Annotated in this window: 20 protein-coding genes; 8 read left to right on the forward strand and 12 right to left on the reverse strand. The window is 68.0% G+C overall.

The window, feature by feature from the left end; all coding sequences use genetic code 11:
• The first annotated feature begins 7 nt into the window (after positions 1–7).
• From E3T19_RS05500 to trxA, 3 genes are all read left to right on the forward strand, one after another.
• On the forward strand, positions 8–1,030 hold the full coding sequence (locus E3T19_RS05500) for an NYN domain-containing protein (protein WP_134408283.1): 1,023 nt from the start codon (positions 8–10) through the stop codon (positions 1,028–1,030).
• Positions 1,031–1,231: 201 nt separating this feature from the next.
• Positions 1,232–3,271: a glucose PTS transporter subunit IIA gene (locus E3T19_RS05505; RefSeq protein WP_088455402.1), complete on the forward strand. Its 2,040-nt coding sequence runs from the start codon at positions 1,232–1,234 to the stop codon at positions 3,269–3,271.
• A gap of 147 nt (positions 3,272–3,418) precedes the next feature.
• Complete coding sequence (trxA, locus tag E3T19_RS05510) at positions 3,419–3,802, forward strand: thioredoxin (protein ID WP_088455401.1); 384 nt, start codon at positions 3,419–3,421, stop codon at positions 3,800–3,802.
• Positions 3,803–3,857: 55 nt separating this feature from the next.
• Here trxA and E3T19_RS05515 read toward each other — a convergent pair whose 3' ends face one another.
• Both E3T19_RS05515 and E3T19_RS05520 read right to left on the reverse strand, forming a co-directional pair.
• Positions 3,858–4,070 carry a hypothetical protein gene (locus tag E3T19_RS05515; RefSeq protein ID WP_134408284.1) on the reverse strand — a complete coding sequence of 71 codons (213 nt, stop codon included), beginning with the start codon at positions 4,068–4,070 and terminating at the stop codon, positions 3,858–3,860.
• 143 nt (positions 4,071–4,213) lie between these two features.
• Positions 4,214–4,411, reverse strand: coding sequence for a hypothetical protein (locus tag E3T19_RS05520; RefSeq protein ID WP_134408285.1), 198 nt, complete (start codon positions 4,409–4,411; stop codon positions 4,214–4,216).
• A gap of 59 nt (positions 4,412–4,470) precedes the next feature.
• Between E3T19_RS05520 and E3T19_RS05525 the strand changes: the two genes are divergently transcribed.
• Complete coding sequence (locus E3T19_RS05525; protein ID WP_134408286.1) at positions 4,471–5,406, forward strand: alpha/beta hydrolase fold domain-containing protein; 936 nt, start codon at positions 4,471–4,473, stop codon at positions 5,404–5,406.
• Between the two features lie 134 nt (positions 5,407–5,540).
• On the opposite strand, the gene E3T19_RS18885 is transcribed toward E3T19_RS05525, so the two are convergent.
• Genes E3T19_RS18885 through E3T19_RS05540 form a run of 4 tightly spaced genes read right to left on the reverse strand, consistent with a single transcriptional unit; the run spans position 5,541 to position 7,811 of the window.
• Positions 5,541–5,705 (reverse strand): hypothetical protein, encoded by a 165-nt coding sequence (locus E3T19_RS18885; RefSeq protein ID WP_165787966.1) that lies wholly within the window; start codon positions 5,703–5,705, stop codon positions 5,541–5,543.
• A 48-nt stretch (positions 5,706–5,753) separates the two neighbouring features.
• Positions 5,754–6,419, reverse strand: a complete 666-nt coding sequence (locus tag E3T19_RS05530) for an SUMF1/EgtB/PvdO family nonheme iron enzyme (protein ID WP_134408287.1) — start codon at positions 6,417–6,419, stop codon at positions 5,754–5,756.
• A gap of 40 nt (positions 6,420–6,459) precedes the next feature.
• A complete protein-coding gene (locus tag E3T19_RS05535; RefSeq protein ID WP_134408288.1) occupies positions 6,460–7,125 on the reverse strand; it encodes a hypothetical protein in 666 nt (221 codons plus the stop codon).
• A 26-nt stretch (positions 7,126–7,151) separates the two neighbouring features.
• A complete protein-coding gene (locus E3T19_RS05540) occupies positions 7,152–7,811 on the reverse strand; it encodes a hypothetical protein (protein ID WP_134408289.1) in 660 nt (219 codons plus the stop codon).
• Between the two features lie 56 nt (positions 7,812–7,867).
• Between E3T19_RS05540 and E3T19_RS05545 the strand changes: the two genes are divergently transcribed.
• Complete coding sequence (locus E3T19_RS05545; RefSeq protein WP_134408290.1) at positions 7,868–8,752, forward strand: neutral zinc metallopeptidase; 885 nt, start codon at positions 7,868–7,870, stop codon at positions 8,750–8,752.
• 4 nt (positions 8,753–8,756) lie between these two features.
• On the opposite strand, the gene E3T19_RS05550 is transcribed toward E3T19_RS05545, so the two are convergent.
• Together E3T19_RS05550 and E3T19_RS05555 are read right to left on the reverse strand one after the other, a co-directional pair.
• On the reverse strand, positions 8,757–8,942 hold the full coding sequence (locus E3T19_RS05550; RefSeq protein ID WP_088455393.1) for a DUF1508 domain-containing protein: 186 nt from the start codon (positions 8,940–8,942) through the stop codon (positions 8,757–8,759).
• A 35-nt stretch (positions 8,943–8,977) separates the two neighbouring features.
• A complete protein-coding gene (locus E3T19_RS05555) occupies positions 8,978–9,658 on the reverse strand; it encodes a TetR/AcrR family transcriptional regulator (protein ID WP_088455392.1) in 681 nt (226 codons plus the stop codon).
• Between the two features lie 117 nt (positions 9,659–9,775).
• Between E3T19_RS05555 and E3T19_RS05560 the strand changes: the two genes are divergently transcribed.
• Positions 9,776–11,260: an MFS transporter gene (locus E3T19_RS05560; protein ID WP_134408291.1), complete on the forward strand. Its 1,485-nt coding sequence runs from the start codon at positions 9,776–9,778 to the stop codon at positions 11,258–11,260.
• Here the strand turns inward: E3T19_RS05560 and E3T19_RS05565 are convergent.
• Positions 11,257–12,213, reverse strand: coding sequence for a DMT family transporter (locus tag E3T19_RS05565; RefSeq protein ID WP_134408292.1), 957 nt, complete (start codon positions 12,211–12,213; stop codon positions 11,257–11,259). The genes E3T19_RS05560 and E3T19_RS05565 overlap by 4 nt on opposite strands.
• Before the next feature lie 82 nt (positions 12,214–12,295).
• Here E3T19_RS05565 and E3T19_RS05570 point away from each other — a divergent pair, with 82 nt between their 5' ends.
• Positions 12,296–12,844 (forward strand): CGNR zinc finger domain-containing protein, encoded by a 549-nt coding sequence (locus E3T19_RS05570; RefSeq protein WP_134408293.1) that lies wholly within the window; start codon positions 12,296–12,298, stop codon positions 12,842–12,844.
• Between the two features lies 1 nt (position 12,845).
• Here the strand turns inward: E3T19_RS05570 and E3T19_RS05575 are convergent, their stop codons facing one another.
• The 3 genes from E3T19_RS05575 to E3T19_RS05585 are packed head-to-tail and all read right to left on the reverse strand — an operon-like array spanning position 12,846 to position 15,852.
• The gene (locus tag E3T19_RS05575) at positions 12,846–14,843 is read right to left on the reverse strand and encodes an AarF/ABC1/UbiB kinase family protein (protein WP_134408294.1); all 1,998 of its coding nucleotides are present in this window, start codon (positions 14,841–14,843) and stop codon (positions 12,846–12,848) included.
• A 53-nt stretch (positions 14,844–14,896) separates the two neighbouring features.
• Positions 14,897–15,427 carry a GNAT family N-acetyltransferase gene (locus E3T19_RS05580; RefSeq protein WP_088455387.1) on the reverse strand — a complete coding sequence of 177 codons (531 nt, stop codon included), beginning with the start codon at positions 15,425–15,427 and terminating at the stop codon, positions 14,897–14,899.
• Positions 15,424–15,852, reverse strand: a complete 429-nt coding sequence (locus tag E3T19_RS05585) for a hypothetical protein (protein WP_134408295.1) — start codon at positions 15,850–15,852, stop codon at positions 15,424–15,426. The genes E3T19_RS05580 and E3T19_RS05585 overlap by 4 nt, the downstream gene beginning before the upstream one ends.
• A gap of 119 nt (positions 15,853–15,971) precedes the next feature.
• On the opposite strand from E3T19_RS05585, the gene E3T19_RS05590 reads away from it, so the two are divergent.
• A complete protein-coding gene (locus tag E3T19_RS05590; RefSeq protein ID WP_134408296.1) occupies positions 15,972–16,760 on the forward strand; it encodes a LysM domain-containing protein in 789 nt (262 codons plus the stop codon).
• Positions 16,761–16,866 lie beyond the last annotated feature (106 nt).

The following is a 16,866-nucleotide window of genomic DNA, read 5'->3' on the forward strand; positions in this document are numbered from 1 at the left end:
GCTCACCATGACCGAACCGAACGACGCACGCGTAGGCCTGTACATCGACTTCGACAACATCGTCATCTCGCGCTATCAGCAGCTGCACGGCCGCAACGCCTTCCAGCGCGACGGCATCCGCAACTTCGACAAGACGAGCCGGGATGCCGACCCCGAGGTCGCCGCCCGGCTGGCCGCCGCGACGGTGGACTTCAACGCCATCATCGACTTCGCCGCATCCTTCGGCACGCTGGTCGTCAACCGCGCATACGCCGACTGGTCGGTGCCCGTGAACGCGAGCTACCAGCGCCAGCTGATGTCCCGCGCGGTGGACCTCACTCAGCTGTTCACCACCACCACCCGGGGAACGAAGAACGGCGCCGACATCCGTCTGGCCGTCGACGTGGTCGAAGACCTCTTTCGGCTGCCCGATCTCACCCATGTCATCATCATCGCCGGTGACTCCGACTACATCGCCCTCGCCCAGAAGTCGAAGCGGCTGGGCCGCTTCGTCGTCGGCATCGGTGTCGCCGGGTCCACCAGCACCTCTCTCGCGGCCGCGTGCGACGAGTTCGAGGACTACGACTCGCTGCCCGGAATCGTGAAGGTCACCGCGAACGCCGACGCCGACACCGCCCGTGCGGAAAAGCCCAAGGGTGGCCGCCGAGCTGCCGAACCCGTTGAGGTGGAGCCCGCACCGCCGGCCAGCACGACCCGCAAGCTCACGACAATCCCGATGTTCTCGCACACCGACGATTCCCCCTACGACGAGCCGGAAACGGCCGAAGACATCGACCCGCAGTCGCTCGCGACGGAGCTCCTCGTTCGTGCGCTGCAGATCGGTCACGCCAAGGGCGATGACGACGAGTGGCTGAACACGGGCACGGTCAAGAACCAAATGCGTCGGATGGACCCGTCTTTCAACGAGAAGCCGCTCGGCTTCCGCTCCTTCACCGACTTCCTCTCCTCACGCAGCGACCTGGCCGAGCTGGCCGAGGACGGCTCGCAGCGCCTCATCCGGCTGCGCCCGGAGGCGAACGCCGGACACTGAGCCGTCGGCGTTTCGGGCCCCGCGGCGGGCCCATACCCCCACCTTGCGGGACTAACGACCCAGCGCGGGCCGCGCTGAGCGTGTAAATTCAACTGTTGTGTGAAATTTAACAGGAGAAACTCAGTCGGCTAACCCGGTTCGACTGAGCTGTGTACCAAGCGGGAACCACGCGTTTGGCATCCACACCGTAAGGAGATTCAGGTGGCGTCCTCGCCCGCTAAAGACATTATTGAGAGCATCGGAGGGGCCGCGAATGTCGTCGCGCTCACTCACTGTGCCACCCGACTGCGCTTCACGCTGAAGGACGCATCGGGAATCGACCTGCCGACTGTTGAGGGAATCCCCGCAGTCCTGGGTGCCGTTCCCCAGTCCGGAGACCGCTTCCAGGTCGTCATCGGCGGCGCGGTCGAGACCGTGTACAACGAGATCCTGGCTCTGCCCGAGATGAAGAAGGTCGGAACCGGCGAAAGCGCCGACGACATCAAGGCCGCCGAGCGTGCCAAGGGCCCCCGCGGCAAGTTCGCCGGGCTCGACACCTTCTTCGAGGTCCTCTCCGACTCCTTCCGCCCGATCCTGGGCGCGCTGCTGGGCGCTTCGCTGTTCATCACCTTCATGGCGCTGATGGCCACCCTCGGTGTCATCCCCGCATGGAACGCGCCGGGCGTCACCCTGGAACCGGGCTGGGCTTTCATCAACCTGATGTGGCAGGGCGTGTTCGTCTTCCTGCCGCTCATGGTCGCCTACAACGCCTCCAAGCGCCTCGGCGCCGACCCGTGGGTCGGCTTCGGCATCATGGCCGTCGTCATGCTGCCGGGCTTCTCCGCCCTGGCCGCCTCCGACGGAGCCCAGACCGTCTTCGACGGCAAGGCCGCTATCGTCTCGATCTTCGGCCTGCCGCTGACCGTCACCGACTACAGCTCGCAGGTCTTCCCGCCGCTGTTGATGGCTGCCGCTCTCGGTCTCCTCACCAAGGGCCTGAAGAAGATCATCCCGGCCAGCGTCCAGCTGATCTTCGTTCCGTTCCTGAGCATGCTCGTCATGATCCCCGTCACGGCCTTCCTCATCGGCCCGATCGGTGTCTTCGGCGGAGCGGCCATCGGCGAGTTCCTCAAGTCCATCAACGACTTCTCACCGCTCATCTTCGCCATTGTCATCCCGCTGGCCTACCCGTTCATGGTTCCGCTGGGCCTGCACTGGCCGCTGAACGCCGTCATGCTGCTGAACATCCAGTCCTTGGGCTATGACTTCATCCAGGGCCCGATGGGCGCCTGGAACTTCGCCTGCTTCGGTGCGACTGCCGGTGTGCTCTTCCTCGCCATCCGCGCCAAGAACAGCCAGATGAAGCAGACCGCGACGGGTGCACTTGCCGCCGGTCTCCTCGGTGGTATCTCCGAACCGTCGCTGTACGGCATCCACCTGCGGTTCAAGCGCATCTACCCGCGCATGCTCGTCGGTTGCCTCGTCGGTGGTGTCATCATCGGCCTCGGCGGTGGCGTCACGACCAACGCGTTCGTGTTCACCTCGCTGCTGACCATCCCGGCGTTCAACAACATCCCGTTGTACGCACTGGCCGTTGCCGCGTCGTTCTTCACCGCGATGATCCTCGTGATCCTCTCCGGTTACCTGTCGCCCGAGCAGAAGGCCGAAGCGGCCGCTCAGCTCGCCGCAGACACGGCTGCTGAAGAAGCCAAGCACGCGCCCGTCGCCCCGGTTGCCGCACCGGTTGCCGCTGCAGCTACCGCCGCACCTGCCGCCGGCGGCACGGCGACCATGGTCGCCACCGTCCTGGCCACGATCGGTTCGCCGGTCGCCGGCATCGTCGTCCCGCTCGCCGACGTTCCCGACCCCGTGTTCAGCAAGGGCATCGTCGGACTCGGCGTGGGCGTCGACCCGACCGAGAACACCGTGTACGCACCCGCCGCAGGCAAGGTCCTGGTCGCTCAGCCGACCGGACACGCCTTCGGACTGATGTTGGACGGCGGCATCGAAATGCTCATTCACGTGGGCATCGACACCGTCAACCTCGCCGGTAAGGGCTTCGACGTCAAGGTCAAGGCCGGCGACAGGGTCGAGGCGGGTACCCCGCTGGTGACCTTCGACCGCGCCGTGATCGAGGAAGCCGGCTACTCGCTGGTCACCCCGGTCCTGGTGACCAACCCGAAGAAGTTCGGCTCGATCGACCAGGCCGCTTCCGGCCAGGTGAGCGTCGGAAGCCCGCTTCTCACGGTGACCGCCAAGTAACACCCCGCACGAACAAAGGTGGGCAGAGAGTTCTCTGCCCACCTTTGTTGTACCCGCCGGCGCCGGTCGCCGCCGCCCATGGAATACCGGGGAGGTGCCCACGGTTGTAACCAATTCGTCCGCGACAACCTCAGCAAGGAGACCTACATGAGCACCCTCGACGTGACCGAGACCACATTCGGCGAGACCCTGTCAGCCAACGACATTGTTCTGGTGGACTTCTGGGCCGACTGGTGCGGCCCGTGCAAGCAGTTCGCGCCGACCTATGCGGCGTCCTCCGAGCAGCACCCCGACGTGGTGTTCGCCAAGGTCGACACCGAAGCCGAGCAGCAGCTGTCCGCGGCCGCCGGCATCCAGTCGATCCCCACACTGATGGCCTTCCGTGAGGGCGTCCTGGTGTTCTCCCAGCCCGGAGCGCTGCCGCCGGCGGCACTCGAGCAGGTCGTGACCGCGGTCAAGGCGTTGGACATGAACGATGTGCACCGTCAGGTGGCGGAGCAGAAGGCCGCCCAGCAGACCGCACAGGCCTGACCCCGCGGGCTGGACTGGTGGGCGGCGCGAGCCGCCGGGTCACCGCCCAGGCCTGTCATGACCGCCTCACATCCATACCGAAGATGATCGCCGCATCGTGCACGGCAATGGTGAGCACCGGCCGGCGCCCGCTCAGGTAGCCCAGCGGGCCGTTTTCGGGAAAATGCCATGCCGCACGCAAACCCGCCATCCGGCCGATGACCCGGTTGTGTGACAGCGTCACCCGGCCGTCGAGGTCTTGCAGAACCGGCAGCGTGAGCGGGCGCATCCCCGGCCCGCGACCGCGGCACCGTCGACCGACATGGTCATACTCGTGACACCCCTGCGGTCGCTCTGCCGAAACACGGCCAGGTGTTTGGGGATGCCCCAGAGGTCGCGCCCGAGGCTCGGCACCGCCACCAGCAGCTCGTCCTAATCGAGCACCCCGCCGGGCAGATAACGCACAGCGCCGACCCCCACGACGACCCGTGAACCCAGACGCAGCGCGCGCCGCCCGCTCGGCGGCTCGAACCCGGCAGGCAGGCCGGCCGCCGGTACGAGGAACACCGACACGTTCAGGGAACCGCCGAGATACCAGGGTTCGGGCGGGTACCCGGTGCTGTCGGTCATGGGAGGTCCCTTCGCCTGGTGCAGGTCTCCTTTTCAGTGTGGCATGCAGAATGGATGGCATGGTCACCGTTCCGAGCAGCCTCATCGCCCCCGCTCTGCGTCTCATGCGCGCGAACCGCGTGTTCGCCACGGCCGACGGGGCGCGCCGCCGGGTGCGCGAGCTCGAACTCCGGCCGACCCCATACGGGCCACCGAGCAGAATGCGCCGAGATGTACGGATAGACGTTTCCAATCGGGGCTGGCCGGTCTACACCATCACCCCCTTCGGCAGCACCCCGACCGGAAGTGTGGTGTACGTGCACGGCGGCGGCTGGCTGAATCAGATCGCTGGGCAGCACTGGCATCTGGCCGCCCAGATCGCCGCGGAGGCGAACACCGTCGTCACGGTGCCGATCTACCCACTCGTGCCCTTCGGGACCGCAGCCGTCGTGGCCGCCGGAATCGTCGACCTCGTGCTGGACAACCTGCATTGGTACGGCGCCACCTGCATCGCCGGGGATTCCGCCGGCGGCCAGATTGCCCTGTCCACCGCGCTCGCACTGCGGGATGAGCACGGCATCACGCTCCCCCAGACCGTCTTGGTCTCACCCGCCCTCGATCTCAGCTGGAGCAACCCGCGCATACCGGCCGTGCAGCCGAGCGACCCCTGGCTCGCCACTCCCGGCGGAGAAGTTCTGGCCCGCCTCTGGAAGGGCGACCGGGACATCCTGGACCCCGTGGTGAGTCCGTTGATGGGCGACCTGGCCGGGCTGGGACCGCTCACCCTGTTCAGCGGCTCCAGGGACGTGCTGAATCCGGATGCGCACCTACTCGTCGGTAAGGCCGCAGCAGCGGGGGTTGACCTGGATTTCCACGAGGCCGTGGGGCAGCTGCATGTGTACCCGTTGCTGCCCACGACGATCGGCGGCGATGCCCGTGCGACGATCGTGCACGCGCTGCGCCGGGGAGTGACCACACCGCTCAGCGTCGGCGAGACGCCACCTGCGCCCCGATAGCCAGGGTGAATGCGCCAAGCGCGGGGAGGAGGCCTAGCGCAGCGACCTCTCCGATCACGACAAAGCCCACCATCGCAGGGGCCCATCCTGTTACATCGCCGTGAACTACACCCGGCCCGGCGGTGAACGGCGGATCAGTTGGGCCAGAGACCCGGCACGACGATCGCGAGCTTGCAACGCGGGCAGCGGTGGCAGGACTCGAGACCCTCGGCCGTGTCGACGCCGTCGGGGCTCATCTCGATGCCGCAGGCCGGGCAGAGCGGGCCGGGCTCGTCGAAATCGAATCCGTCGTCGTCCATAGGTGAGCTAAGCCTCGCATGCCTACCGTCGCCAGTCGACCAGGCCGATCAGGAGTTCCGGGCGATCCGGAAACCGACGTCGTCGATCTGGAGGCCCGGGTAGCTGCCCCGCCGCACGGAAGCACGGCAGCTCCAGTGCTGGTCGAACCAGCCGCCGCCGCGCAGCGCGCGGTAGGTGCCGTACCGCTCGGGGTCGGCGAAGTCCCAGCACCACTCCCAGACACTGCCCAACGTGTCGTACAGACCCCAGGCGTTCGGCTGCTTGCCGCCGACGTCGTGCGGGTGTTCGTCTGAGTTGCCGCGGTACCAGGCGATCTCGTCGAGGTCCCCGTAGCGAGGTCCGGCGGTTCCGGCACGGCAGGAGTGCTCCCATTCCGCCTCGGTCGGCAGCCTGTAGCCCTCCGCTGCGGGGTCCCAAACGATGGCTTCGTCGGCGCCCAGCCGATACACCGGGGTGAGGCCGGCCCGCTCCGATAGGGCGTTGCAGAAGCGGATCGCGTCCCACCACGACACTCCCTCGACGGGCAGCCGTGCGCCCAGGGTCGCGGCAGGCCGAAGACCGGTGACCTGGGCGTACTCCTCCTGGGTCAGCGGATAGGCTGCGATCTCGATCGCGGCGACATCGGCGCTCCAGCTGCGGCGGGTGCGCGAATCCGTCATGGTCACGGTCCCCGAAGGAACGGCGACCAGGCTGGGGGCGGCATCCGTCGGCATACCTGCACGGTACCGGCCCGCGCGCCAGGTCACCGCTGTGTTACGCCGGGGTGGCGACGAGGACCAGGGCGCGCAGGGTGGGCTGATCCGACCACGTTCCGGCGAGCACCTCATGGGCCGAATCCGGAGCCTGGTTCGCCAGGACGTCGTCGTCGCCGAGTACCCGTGCCACGATTATCCGCAGCGTACCGGCAGTCACGACGGTGGCGCCGGGCTCCTGCCGGATGCTGATCTCGGCCACCGTGGGCGGTGTCACGGCGGCACCGCCGGGCGTGCCGCTGCCTGCGACGACGGCGGTGGGCTCACGCACCACCATCTGCCCGTCGATCTCGATGGTGAGTTCGGCCTGGTGGCCTCCGGTGATCGCGGCGGTAGCGACGGCCGCGAGGTAGGCCGGGTCGCCGGTGGCGTCGTAGACCCACCGCTCCCCCAGCACCGAGTGCTGCATGGTGGTGATGAGTGAGGTCTCAGCGCCGGCGAGCGGGGCGTCCCGGTAGGTGACGGGAATCTGCAGTACCGGGCCGGCGCCGGCCGTGATGAGGATGGTCTCGATGCCGACCTGTCCGTCCGGATCGTCGAACCTGTAGGCGGCGAGGTTCGTCACGCTCCCGCCGGCATCGCCGACGAACCAGGGCTGGGTGGGCGCCCAGCGGCTGAGCATGTCGATCTTCGTCGGGGTGATGTCAGCTTGGTGAAGGAGGGCCATGAACCGATCCTACGGCGGCCGGATGATCACTCGGCGTCAGTCAGGGCGGACTGCACGGCGACCACGCCCGCACCCCACTGGTCGTCGAAGAACCGCTGGATCGAACCGTCGTCGTAGATGACCGAAATCCAGAGGTAGCCGTTTTGGGTCCAGTTGGAGAGAATCGGCATCTCGGACCAGTCCGAGGCTGTGGCCGGGTTGTATTCGGCGGCGTTCAACTCGTCCTGCAGGCGCAGCAGGGTGCTCTCCTCGCTCGGGCCGGGGGTGGCCTCGTCGAGCCGGGGATCGATCTGGGCGAGCGGGTCATAGAGTGACAGCGGGATGGGCGGCTGGGTGACCGTGAACGCGGCGGCGTCCCAGGTTCCGGTGACGGCGTAGCTGCCCCAGGTGACGCCGGATTGCGTCTCGGACTGGTCGGCAGTCGCCCAGTCCCAGCCGAGGATTGGTGGTCCGCCGCACTGGGGCGGGAGTGACTGGGCGACCGCGCCCAAGCAGAGTTGAGGGGCCTCGCCGTCCTTCTGCAGAACCGTGGCCTGCGCGAGGACATCACCGGCGGCCGCAGGGCGGGGAAACTGCCCCGGGACCGCGGAGGACCGAGGCCCCCGCGCGTCACTGCCGGCGCATCCGCCGACGGTGAGCAGGGTGACGGTGACGCCGGCGAGCACGAGGAGCCCCGAGATTCTCATAACCGCAGTGTGGCAGGCGGGCACGACAGGCGCCAGCAATCATTTATGGTCGAGGAATGACTTTTAACGACGACGCCAAGTACTCCGGCCAGGGTGTGCGCAAATCGGGCCGCCGCACCGGCCTCGCCGTCGGCGGTGGAGGCCTGGGCCTCGTCGCCATCGTGCTGCTCTCCCAGCTGCTCGGGGTGGACCTGTCCGGCTTGCTGGGCGGCGGCACGGCCGGTGGCGGCGACGAGGGTGACACCACTGCGCTGACGAATTGTGACTTCGGCGCCGACGCCAACGCGGACGTGGAATGCCGGGTGGGTTTCACCCGCGACTCGCTCGAGGACTACTGGGCCGAGCAGGCGCCCGCCATGGGGATCAGTTACTCCTCGCCCGTCATCCAGCTGTTCTCCGGCGGGGTGGACACCGGCTGCGGCGCAGCCACGAGCGCCGTCGGGCCGTTCTACTGCCCGGCCGACCAGCAGATCTACCTCGACACCGCGTTCTACGACACACTGCGCACCGAGTTCGACGCCACGGCGGGTCCGCTGTCCCAGCTCTACGTCGTCGGACACGAGTGGGGCCACCATATCCAGAACCGCGCCGGCACGTTCGCCAGCACTGACACGTCCGAGGCCGGCCCCAGCTCCGACGCCGTCCGCGTCGAGGTGCAGGCCGACTGCTTCGCGGGCGCCTGGCTCGGCTCAGCGGCCGAGACCACGGATGCCGACGGCACCCGCCTGCTCGAACCGATCACCGACGCCCAGATCGCGGATGCGCTCAACGCGGCGTCCGCCATCGGAGACGACCGCATCCAGGAGAAGGCCCAGGGCCAGGTGAACCCGGAGACCTGGACGCACGGCTCCAGCGAGATGCGCCAGAGGTGGTTCCAGACGGGCTACACCAACGGGGCAGAGGCCTGCGACACCTTCGCCGTGGCCGACGCCGAGCTCTAGGCCACTACTGCGGCTCGGTGAGATCGACGACCTTGCCCTTGGCGTCGGCCTTGACGACTTCGATGCCCTTGAGCGCGGCTGCTTTGGTCTGGTAGCTCTCCGAGGTCATCAGCACTTCACCGCTGTGGGTCTTGAGCTTGAAGACATAGCCACCGGATCGGTCTGCAGTCAATTCATACTTGCCGGACATGACACGCTCTCTTCGTCGAGATGGAACTCCGCCGGCTACGAGGCCGGTGGCGCAACCTTACCGCGCCCAGCCGGTGCGGTATCGCCGCGCAGGCCGAGCGCCGGCAGCAGCACCCCGTCGATGAGCGTGATGAGGAAGTCCCGGTCAACGGGCTTGCGTTCGATGAGGGTGCGGTAGGCGGCCATCGACGGGGTGACCAGGCAGAGGGTGTCGATGTCGCACTCGGGCGAAATCTCGCCGCGGTCGATGGCCCGCTGCATGAGGAATCGGTTGGCCGCCGCCCGCGGTTTGACGATGGCGTTGTTCGCCGCGTCGGCCATCTCGGGCGTCGCCGAGAGCATCGACATCAGCCCGGCCATGATCTGCATCTTCTTCTCGCCGTCTTCGATGGAGCGTGGCTTGATCATCGCCACGAAGTCTCCGCGCAGGGTTCCGGTGTCGGGCAGGCTGGCCTGATCCAGGTCGCCCTGCTTCATGCAGGCGACGGCGTCGATGACGAGTTCGTTTTTCGAGGGCCAGCGCCGGTACAGCGTGGCCTTGCCGGCCTTGGCCCTGGTGGCGACCATGTCGATGGTCATGCCGTCGAAGCCGGTCTCGGCGAGCACCTCGAGCGCCGCGGCCAAGATCTCCGGGTCACGGGTGTGGTCACGCTTGCGACCCAGTTTGGTCTCGGCCGCGGTAGTCTCGGCCGCCCCGGCGGGTTCGAGCTGCGTCATTGCGTCGACCTCCTTTTCGGTGACGGATCAATCCTGTATGCCTCCACATGTTACCGGGGCGTAAATTCAGGAACTGTTAAGATCCGGAACTCCACAGTATCGTATAGAGTCGCGTTTATGTCTCGAACCAATGTGCCCAGTTCCCGCCGGTGGTGGACCCTCAGCGTGGTCGCCCTCGCCCAGCTCATGGTCGTGCTCGACTCCACGGTCGTGAACATTGCCCTCCCCTCCGCCCAGGCCGACCTCGGCTTCTCCAACGGCGACCGCCAGTGGATCGTCACCGCGTACTCGCTCGCCTTCGCCAGCCTGCTGCTGCTGGGTGGCCGGCTCTCCGACTTGATCGGGCGCAAGCGCACCTTCATCATCGGCCTGATCGGCTTCGCGATCGCCTCCGCGCTCGGCGGCGCGGCCGGAAGCTTCGGCTGGCTGGTCGCCGCCCGGGCCCTGCAGGGCGCATTCGGCGCACTGCTGGCCCCGACGGCCCTGGCCGTGCTCACCACGACCTTCACCATCCCCAAGGAGCGGGCGCGGGCCTTCGGCGTCTTCGGCGCGATCGCCGGTGCCGGCGGCGCCGTCGGACTGCTGCTCGGTGGCTTTCTCACCGAGTACTTCGACTGGCGCTGGAACCTCTACATCAACGTGGTCATCGCCATTGTCGGGGTCATCGGCGCCGCGATCTTCGTCGACCACCTGCAGCGCACCGGCCCGCGGCCCAAGCTCGACATCCCCGGCACGATCCTGGTCTCGGCCGCACTGTTCGGCCTGGTCTTCGGCTTTTCCAACGCCGAGACGGATGGCTGGGACTCGCCGCTGACCTGGGGCATGCTCGCGGGCGCCGTGGTGCTGCTCGTCGCGTTTGTGCTCTGGCAGCGCGAGGCCGCGCATCCGCTGCTGCCGCTGCAGATCGTGTTCGACCGCAACCGCGGTGCCGCCTACCTCTCGGTGATGATCGCCGGTGCGGGCATGTTCGGCATCTTCCTGTTCGTCACGTATTACCTGCAGACGTCGCTCGGCTTCACACCAATGCAGACCGGTTTCTCGTTCCTGCCGATGATCGCGATGCTCGTGCTCGCTGCGCAGCTGTCGACGAACATCTTCGTGCCGCGATTCGGCCCCAAGGTCATGGTGCCGTTCGGCATGGCACTGGGTGCGACCGGCATGATCCTGCTCACCAATCTCAACCTCGACAGCACCTATGCGGCCAATGTGTTGCCGGCGCTGATGATTCTCGGCTTCGCGATGGGCTCGATCATGCCCGCCTCGATGCAGACCGCCACCCTCGGCGTCGACCGCCAGTTCGCCGGCGTCGCGTCGGCGATGGTGAACACCAGCCAGCAGGTCGGTGGCTCGATCGGCACGGCCCTGCTGAACACCCTGGCGGCCACCGCGGCGGCCGACTATGTGGCCTCGCACCTGCCCGCCACGGCCGAGGTGGCCGCACAGGCCGCGGTGACCAGCTACGCCGTCGCGTACTGGTGGGGCGCCGGTTTCTTCGCCGTCGGCGGCATCATCGCGGCGCTGCTCTTCCGCCGGATGGGCCACGGCCTGTCCCTGTCCAACGCGCACCTCGCCGCCGAGACCGAGCCGGTGGTCGCCCGCTAGGGTCGGTTGCTCTCGAGCAGGGGAACGGACGCCGGCTCGAGCGCGGCATCCGTCTTCTCGGAGCGCACGAAGCCGATACCGATCAGGATCAGCAGCCCGCCGACCAACTGCGGACCGGTGAGCTGTTCGCCCAGCAGGAGCCAGGCGTAGAAGGTGGCGGCCACCACCTCGAGTAGACCTACGAACGAGGCGAGCCTGGAGCCGAGCATTTCGCTCGCGGCGATGCTGGTGGAGTAGGCGATGGCCGTGGCCACCACGCCGATGATGATGAGCGGCAGCCACCACGGCACCGTTCCGCCGAACATCGCCACATCCGCGGTGGAGGTGGTGAAGGGCACCAGGCCGCTCAGCCCCACGGCACCCAGCAGCACGCCGCCGAGCAGCAGACCGAATCCGGCCAGCGCCACGGCCGGCAACCCCTCGCTGGGCTGCGCCGCCACGAGGTAGTAGATGGCGCAGCCCACCATGGCGGTCAGCGCCAGAGTGAGGCCGAGCACGTCCAGCCGCACCGACCCGGTCGGGTTCACCACGAGGATCAGGCCGGCCAGCGCTACGATCGAGCCGACGAGCACGACGCGCTTGGGCATCCGCCGGCTGCACGCCCAGGCCCAGACGACGAGCAGCAGCGGGGCCATGTATTCGATGAGCACCGCGGTGCCGACCGGGATACGTTCGATCGCAGCGAAATAGGCGAGCTGGGTGCCGGCCACGCCGATGACCGCCATCGCGAGCACCCGCCACCGGGCACGCCAGAGCGTCGCCCAGCGGCCGTGTAGCGCGATGACGGCCACCGGGGCGAGCACGATGCCGCCGATGAGTACCCGCAGGGTCACGGCCGCGGCGGGACTCCAGCCACTCTCGAGCAGCGGCTTGGCCAGGGCGCCGGAGAGGCCGAAGGTGGCCGCGGCGATGAGGGCGATGACCAGGCCGAGCGAGGTGGACGGGCGCGTCATGGGGCTCCACACAGACAGACAGACGACGGAATTGAAGGGGTGTTGATCATGAAGATAGTGTGGTCGTGAGTAAGGAGTCAATTTGCATTTTGCCCCTGACACCGAGGCGAGTCTGGCGTTCACGGTCGACCTCGCCAATACCGTCGCCGGCGCCACCAAAAGCGGTCTCGACGAGCTCGTCACGCCCGTCCAATTGACGGCGCTCTTTGTGGCCCACCGGTTCTCCGGCCGCCTCGATGGGACCGAGGCCGAACTGGCCGAGGTGCGCGCCACCCGTGAGCTGTTGCGCCACATCTGGCTCCTCGGCCGCGACGACGCGGCCGTGGAGCTGAACGCCATGTTGCGAAGCGCCAGGGCCCTGCCCCGGTTGATGCGCCACGACGGACTCGACTGGCACCTGCACGCCACCGACCCGGCTGCCCCGCTGGCCGAACGCATCCGGGTGGAGGTGGCCCTGGCCTTGGTCGATGTGATCCGCACCGACGAGACCGGCCGGCTGCGCGCCTGCGCGGCTCAGGACTGCGCCGGCGTTCTGGTGGATCTCTCCCGCAACGGCTCGAAGCGGTTCTGCAGCATCCGCTGCGGCAACCGGATGAATACCATCGCGTTCCGGCAGCGGGCCGCGGGCTAGGTCAGGGGTGCGGCCGACGCAGGAACAGCTGGCGCAGGGCCCGGATGAGCAGGATGAACCCGACGAGGCCGATCGAGGCACCGAGGAAAGCGAACAGCCGCACGCCCGCCACGAGGTCAGGACCGGTGTCGGAGACCACCAGCACGATGCCCAGGCTGACGGCGGTGATGCCGATCAGTACTCCAATGGCTTCGGTGACGACCGAGCCGATCCACCACCTGTCATCGGGCTCGGCGAAGGCGCGGATGCGCAGGCTGAAGGTGCCCTTGGCCAGGGAAGAGCTGATGGTCTCCAGCCGACGCGGCAGCCGACGCGCCGTGGCCTGCAACACGGCGGCCTGCGCCTGGAGCGAACCGAGAAGGCTCTTGGGAGTGACGAGCCGCCGCAGAAAATGCGGCACCCTGGCCAGCGCCGTTTCCACCATGTCGAAGTCGGGGTCGAGGATGTCCAGGCAGCGTTCCAGGGTGATCAGGGACCGCAGTGCCTGGCCCAGCGAGGTCGGCACGGCCAGGTGGTGGTCGCGGATGGTGTCGAGCATCGCGGCGAAGATCGAGCCGTTGGCGCTGTGCCGGTTCAACGTCAGCACGCGGCCCAGGTCGCGTTGCAGCGAGAGGATGTCGGCATCCGGCGGCGCCTCCACCACCAGCATCAGGGCATCCGTCGTGGCGATATCGTCGTCGTTCGTCGCCGCGAGCAGCAGCGTCACCAGGCCCTCCCGCATGCTGCGCTCCAGCACGCCCACGTTGCCGAAGTCGATCATGCCCAGCATGCCGTCGGCCCGCAGCATCAGATTGCCGGGGTGCAGGTCGGCGTGGAAGATGCCCGTCACGATCACCTGCTCGAGAACCGCATCCAGCAGGGCCGCGGCGAGCGCCCCACGATCCTCGGGGTCCATCCGGCTCAACCGCTCGCCCGCGGCGTTCAGCGGGAGACCGTCGATGAGGTCCATGGTCAGCAACCGGCGGGAGCTGGCCTCGGCGTACACGCGGGGCACCACGAGAACCTCGTTCTCCGCCGACGACGCCACCACGCTGCCGATCTGTTGGGTGCTGCTGAACTCGATGCGGTAGTCCAGCTCGTCTCGCAGCGACCGGCCGAAGCCCTCGGCCAGGGTCACCACGCCGAAGTCGCGCCCCCAGCTGGTCTGGTTCTCAATGCGCTGCGCGAGCCTGACGATGATGTCGATGTCCGCGGCGACCTGAGCCGCCGCGGCCGGTCGTTGCACCTTGAGCACCACTCGGGTGCCGTCCAGCAGGGTTCCGGCGTGTACCTGAGCGACGGATGCCGCCGCGAGCGGCAGTGCGTCGACCTGACTGAACACGGTCTCCAGCGGGCCGCCGATCTCGGCCTCGATCACCTGACGGATAGCCGGCCACGGCAGCGTCGCCGCGCCGGACTGCAGCGAGGCGAGCGCCCGGGTGTAGCTGGCCGGCAACAGGTCGCGCCGGGTGGAGAGCAACTGGCCGAGTTTCACGAAGGTGACACCGGCCTCGTTGATGGCCGAGACGAGGGCATCCGGGGTGCGCCCGCCCTTCTTACCTTCGCGGGGAGCGCCGCCCGGCCTCTCGTTGAGGATCCAGCCGATACCGTGTTTGGAGAGCAGCGTGAGGATCTGCAGGTAACGCTTGGTGCGCCGGCGCCGGTGCAGGGCCGCCCGGAAGGCGTCGATCGGGTTGGCGGCCGTGGTGGGCCAGAGCGCCTCGGTGGCCACCAGCATGGCCATGCCGAGCGCGAAGACCCAGCCGAACGCGAGGGCCACGAAGAGCAGCACGACCACGATCGGCACCGTGGGCGTGCCGTCGGCGGCGATCACCTGGGCCTGAATCGAGACGAAGTAGGCGAACGGCCAGCACCCGACGAAGACCAGCAGGCCCACCAGGAAGGTGCGCAGCCAGCCCACCGTGGTGCCGAGCAGGGAGCGGGTGGCGAATCCGATGGCGACGGAAAAAACGAGGGCGACCAGGATGATGACGACCCACGTCCAAAACGATTCCAACAACCCGTGCCCCGCAATCTCTCGCCGTTGGGGCTCAGGCTACCGCGCTGTTGAAGTCAGTGCAGCAGGAGTGCATACCGCACCATGTCCCGGGGTGTTCCGCCCACAGACCGCCAGGCCGGCATCAGCTCGGCGCGCTCGAAACCGGCACGCTCGGCGGTGCGGGCGGAGCCCATGTTCCAGGGCTCCACGTAGAGTTCGAGCCGCGCCAGCGCCGGCAGGGTGCCGGCCCAGTCGACCAGCGCTCCGAGCGCCGCGGCCGCGTGGCCCTGACGGCGGGCGGTGGGGCGGATCCAGTAGCCCACGCTGGCGGAGCCGGGGTCGACGCGCGGCCAGAGTCCGATCTGGCCGACGGCCCGGTCGGCCGGATCGGCGATGGCGAACGAGTAGCCCTCCCCGGTGCGGGACCGTTCGTGCTGCCGGTCGATGAAGGCCAGCGCGGCAGCGTGATCATTGGTGGCAGGCACGCTGGTGATCAGCGGAATCAGCTCGTCCCCCGATGCCTCTTGGATCAGCGGCGCATCCGTGGCCCTGAAGGCACGGAGGGTGACGCCGTCGCCGGGCACAACGGGCAGCCGCAGCGTCACGCGGCGCTCCGGGCCAGCAGGGTGAACGCCGCGGTGGCACGCGGGTTGTCGGCCGGGCACTCGCTGCGGAAGCGGCGGGTGGCCACCCCGGCCTCGTAGGATGCGAACTCGATGTCGAAACCCGACCCCAGCTGCACGGCCAACCGCATCGCCAGGCGGATGCCGGTGGCGGTGAACTCGGCGGCCAGCTCCGGGGTGCGCCAGCCGAAGTCCTCGGTCAGCGCGTCGTAGTAGTCGATCTCCCAGCGGATCAGATCGGTGACCAGGGCGGCATCGAGCTGCGTGGCAGCGTACGCGACGGGGTGCGGGCACCAGAGCACCGTGCCGGCGTAGTCGGGCAGGAGGCGCACGAGCACCGCCGACGATGACGTGGACTCACTGACGCAGTCGTCGATCGACCGGTCAGCCCTCTTCTCACGTTGCATGATCGCGCTCCCCCCAGCGTGCTGCCGTCTCTCACATTCCCCGGTACCTACGATTTCAGGTGTCGATGATCTGCGCAATTCGCGGCGGGTGCGCTGCTAGATTGCAGCGGGGGTTGATGATGACGATCAAAACAGGCCGGGTCGCGGCTGCGCTGCTGACCGTGGCGATGTTGAGCGGATGCACGGCAGTCGGTGTGCGCGAGCCGACCGCCACTCCCACGCCCGGCGCCGCTGCCGATCGGCGCGGCCTGGCCCCCGGCATCGTCGTCGCGACGGGCACCTTCACAGGGTTCGTCGACGGTAGCGGCACCACCGCGCCCCGCCCCGAGGTGCAGGGCACGATCGAGGTGTCCACGCACAACGGTCGGTTGATGGTGAGCCTGCTCGACCTCGACGTCGGCCCGGTGGCGAACACCACCATCCTCGAGCTGAATGCCCTCGACGGCAACGCGACCAGCGGTGAATTCAGGGTCGCGACGAGCTACCTGGGCGACAGCGAGGTCACCACGGCCACGACGCAGACCTTCGACCTCGGCTACGACACCGAGATGGTGACCACGGACCCCAGCTGGATGCGCACGGCCGTGATCTGGGAACGGGTCGACGGCATCGGCACTCTCGGTCGTGCGCTGGCCACTGCCCCGCTCACCTGGACTCTGCCCGACCAAGACCCCGACCTGACCGTGACGGACGCCGGCGCTGGGGACCTGGCCAGGGGCGAGGTGCACTACGACAGCGCCGGCAACCCGTCGGCCTACGTCGTGGCACCCCTCGACGCGCTGGAGACCATCGCCATCCGGTTCGGCATCACCGAGCACGACATTCTCTGGCTGAACCCGATGCGAGGCTATGGAATGGCGCGGGCCGGGGAGACCCTCAATCTGAGCCTGTACGAACGCGGCCGTTGAGCGCCGGCTAGCTGTACTGCCCAGGGACGTTGGTTGATGTGTGACGTCTTGAAATGACGAAGACCTCCGGTGGAGGGTGGAGCTGTCTAGTTCCCCAACCCGTCCG

Source organism: Cryobacterium sp. TMT4-31 (assembly GCF_004403385.1).
Lineage (GTDB): Bacteria > Actinomycetota > Actinomycetes > Actinomycetales > Microbacteriaceae > Cryobacterium > Cryobacterium zongtaii.

What these genes read in the sequence shown, in the direction of transcription:
- E3T19_RS05525 (WP_134408286.1), top strand. Translation starts at nt 4,471, where the DNA reads ATGGTCACCGTTCCGAGCAGCCTCATCGCCCCCGCTCTGCGTCTCATG.
- E3T19_RS05550 (WP_088455393.1), bottom strand. Translation starts at nt 8,942, where the DNA reads ATGTCCGGCAAGTATGAATTGACTGCAGACCGATCCGGTGGCTATGTC.
- E3T19_RS05500 (WP_134408283.1), top strand. Translation starts at nt 8, where the DNA reads ATGACCGAACCGAACGACGCACGCGTAGGCCTGTACATCGACTTCGAC.
- E3T19_RS05520 (WP_134408285.1), bottom strand. Translation starts at nt 4,411, where the DNA reads ATGACCGACAGCACCGGGTACCCGCCCGAACCCTGGTATCTCGGCGGT.
- E3T19_RS05515 (WP_134408284.1), bottom strand. Translation starts at nt 4,070, where the DNA reads ATGCGCCCGCTCACGCTGCCGGTTCTGCAAGACCTCGACGGCCGGGTG.
- E3T19_RS05540 (WP_134408289.1), bottom strand. Translation starts at nt 7,811, where the DNA reads ATGAGAATCTCGGGGCTCCTCGTGCTCGCCGGCGTCACCGTCACCCTG.
- E3T19_RS05565 (WP_134408292.1), bottom strand. Translation starts at nt 12,213, where the DNA reads ATGACGCGCCCGTCCACCTCGCTCGGCCTGGTCATCGCCCTCATCGCC.
- E3T19_RS05530 (WP_134408287.1), bottom strand. Translation starts at nt 6,419, where the DNA reads ATGCCGACGGATGCCGCCCCCAGCCTGGTCGCCGTTCCTTCGGGGACC.
- E3T19_RS05590 (WP_134408296.1), top strand. Translation starts at nt 15,972, where the DNA reads ATGACGATCAAAACAGGCCGGGTCGCGGCTGCGCTGCTGACCGTGGCG.
- E3T19_RS05585 (WP_134408295.1), bottom strand. Translation starts at nt 15,852, where the DNA reads ATGCAACGTGAGAAGAGGGCTGACCGGTCGATCGACGACTGCGTCAGT.
- E3T19_RS05545 (WP_134408290.1), top strand. Translation starts at nt 7,868, where the DNA reads ATGACTTTTAACGACGACGCCAAGTACTCCGGCCAGGGTGTGCGCAAA.
- E3T19_RS05555 (WP_088455392.1), bottom strand. Translation starts at nt 9,658, where the DNA reads ATGACGCAGCTCGAACCCGCCGGGGCGGCCGAGACTACCGCGGCCGAG.
- E3T19_RS05535 (WP_134408288.1), bottom strand. Translation starts at nt 7,125, where the DNA reads ATGGCCCTCCTTCACCAAGCTGACATCACCCCGACGAAGATCGACATG.
- trxA (WP_088455401.1), top strand. Translation starts at nt 3,419, where the DNA reads ATGAGCACCCTCGACGTGACCGAGACCACATTCGGCGAGACCCTGTCA.
- E3T19_RS05560 (WP_134408291.1), top strand. Translation starts at nt 9,776, where the DNA reads ATGTCTCGAACCAATGTGCCCAGTTCCCGCCGGTGGTGGACCCTCAGC.
- E3T19_RS18885 (WP_165787966.1), bottom strand. Translation starts at nt 5,705, where the DNA reads ATGGACGACGACGGATTCGATTTCGACGAGCCCGGCCCGCTCTGCCCG.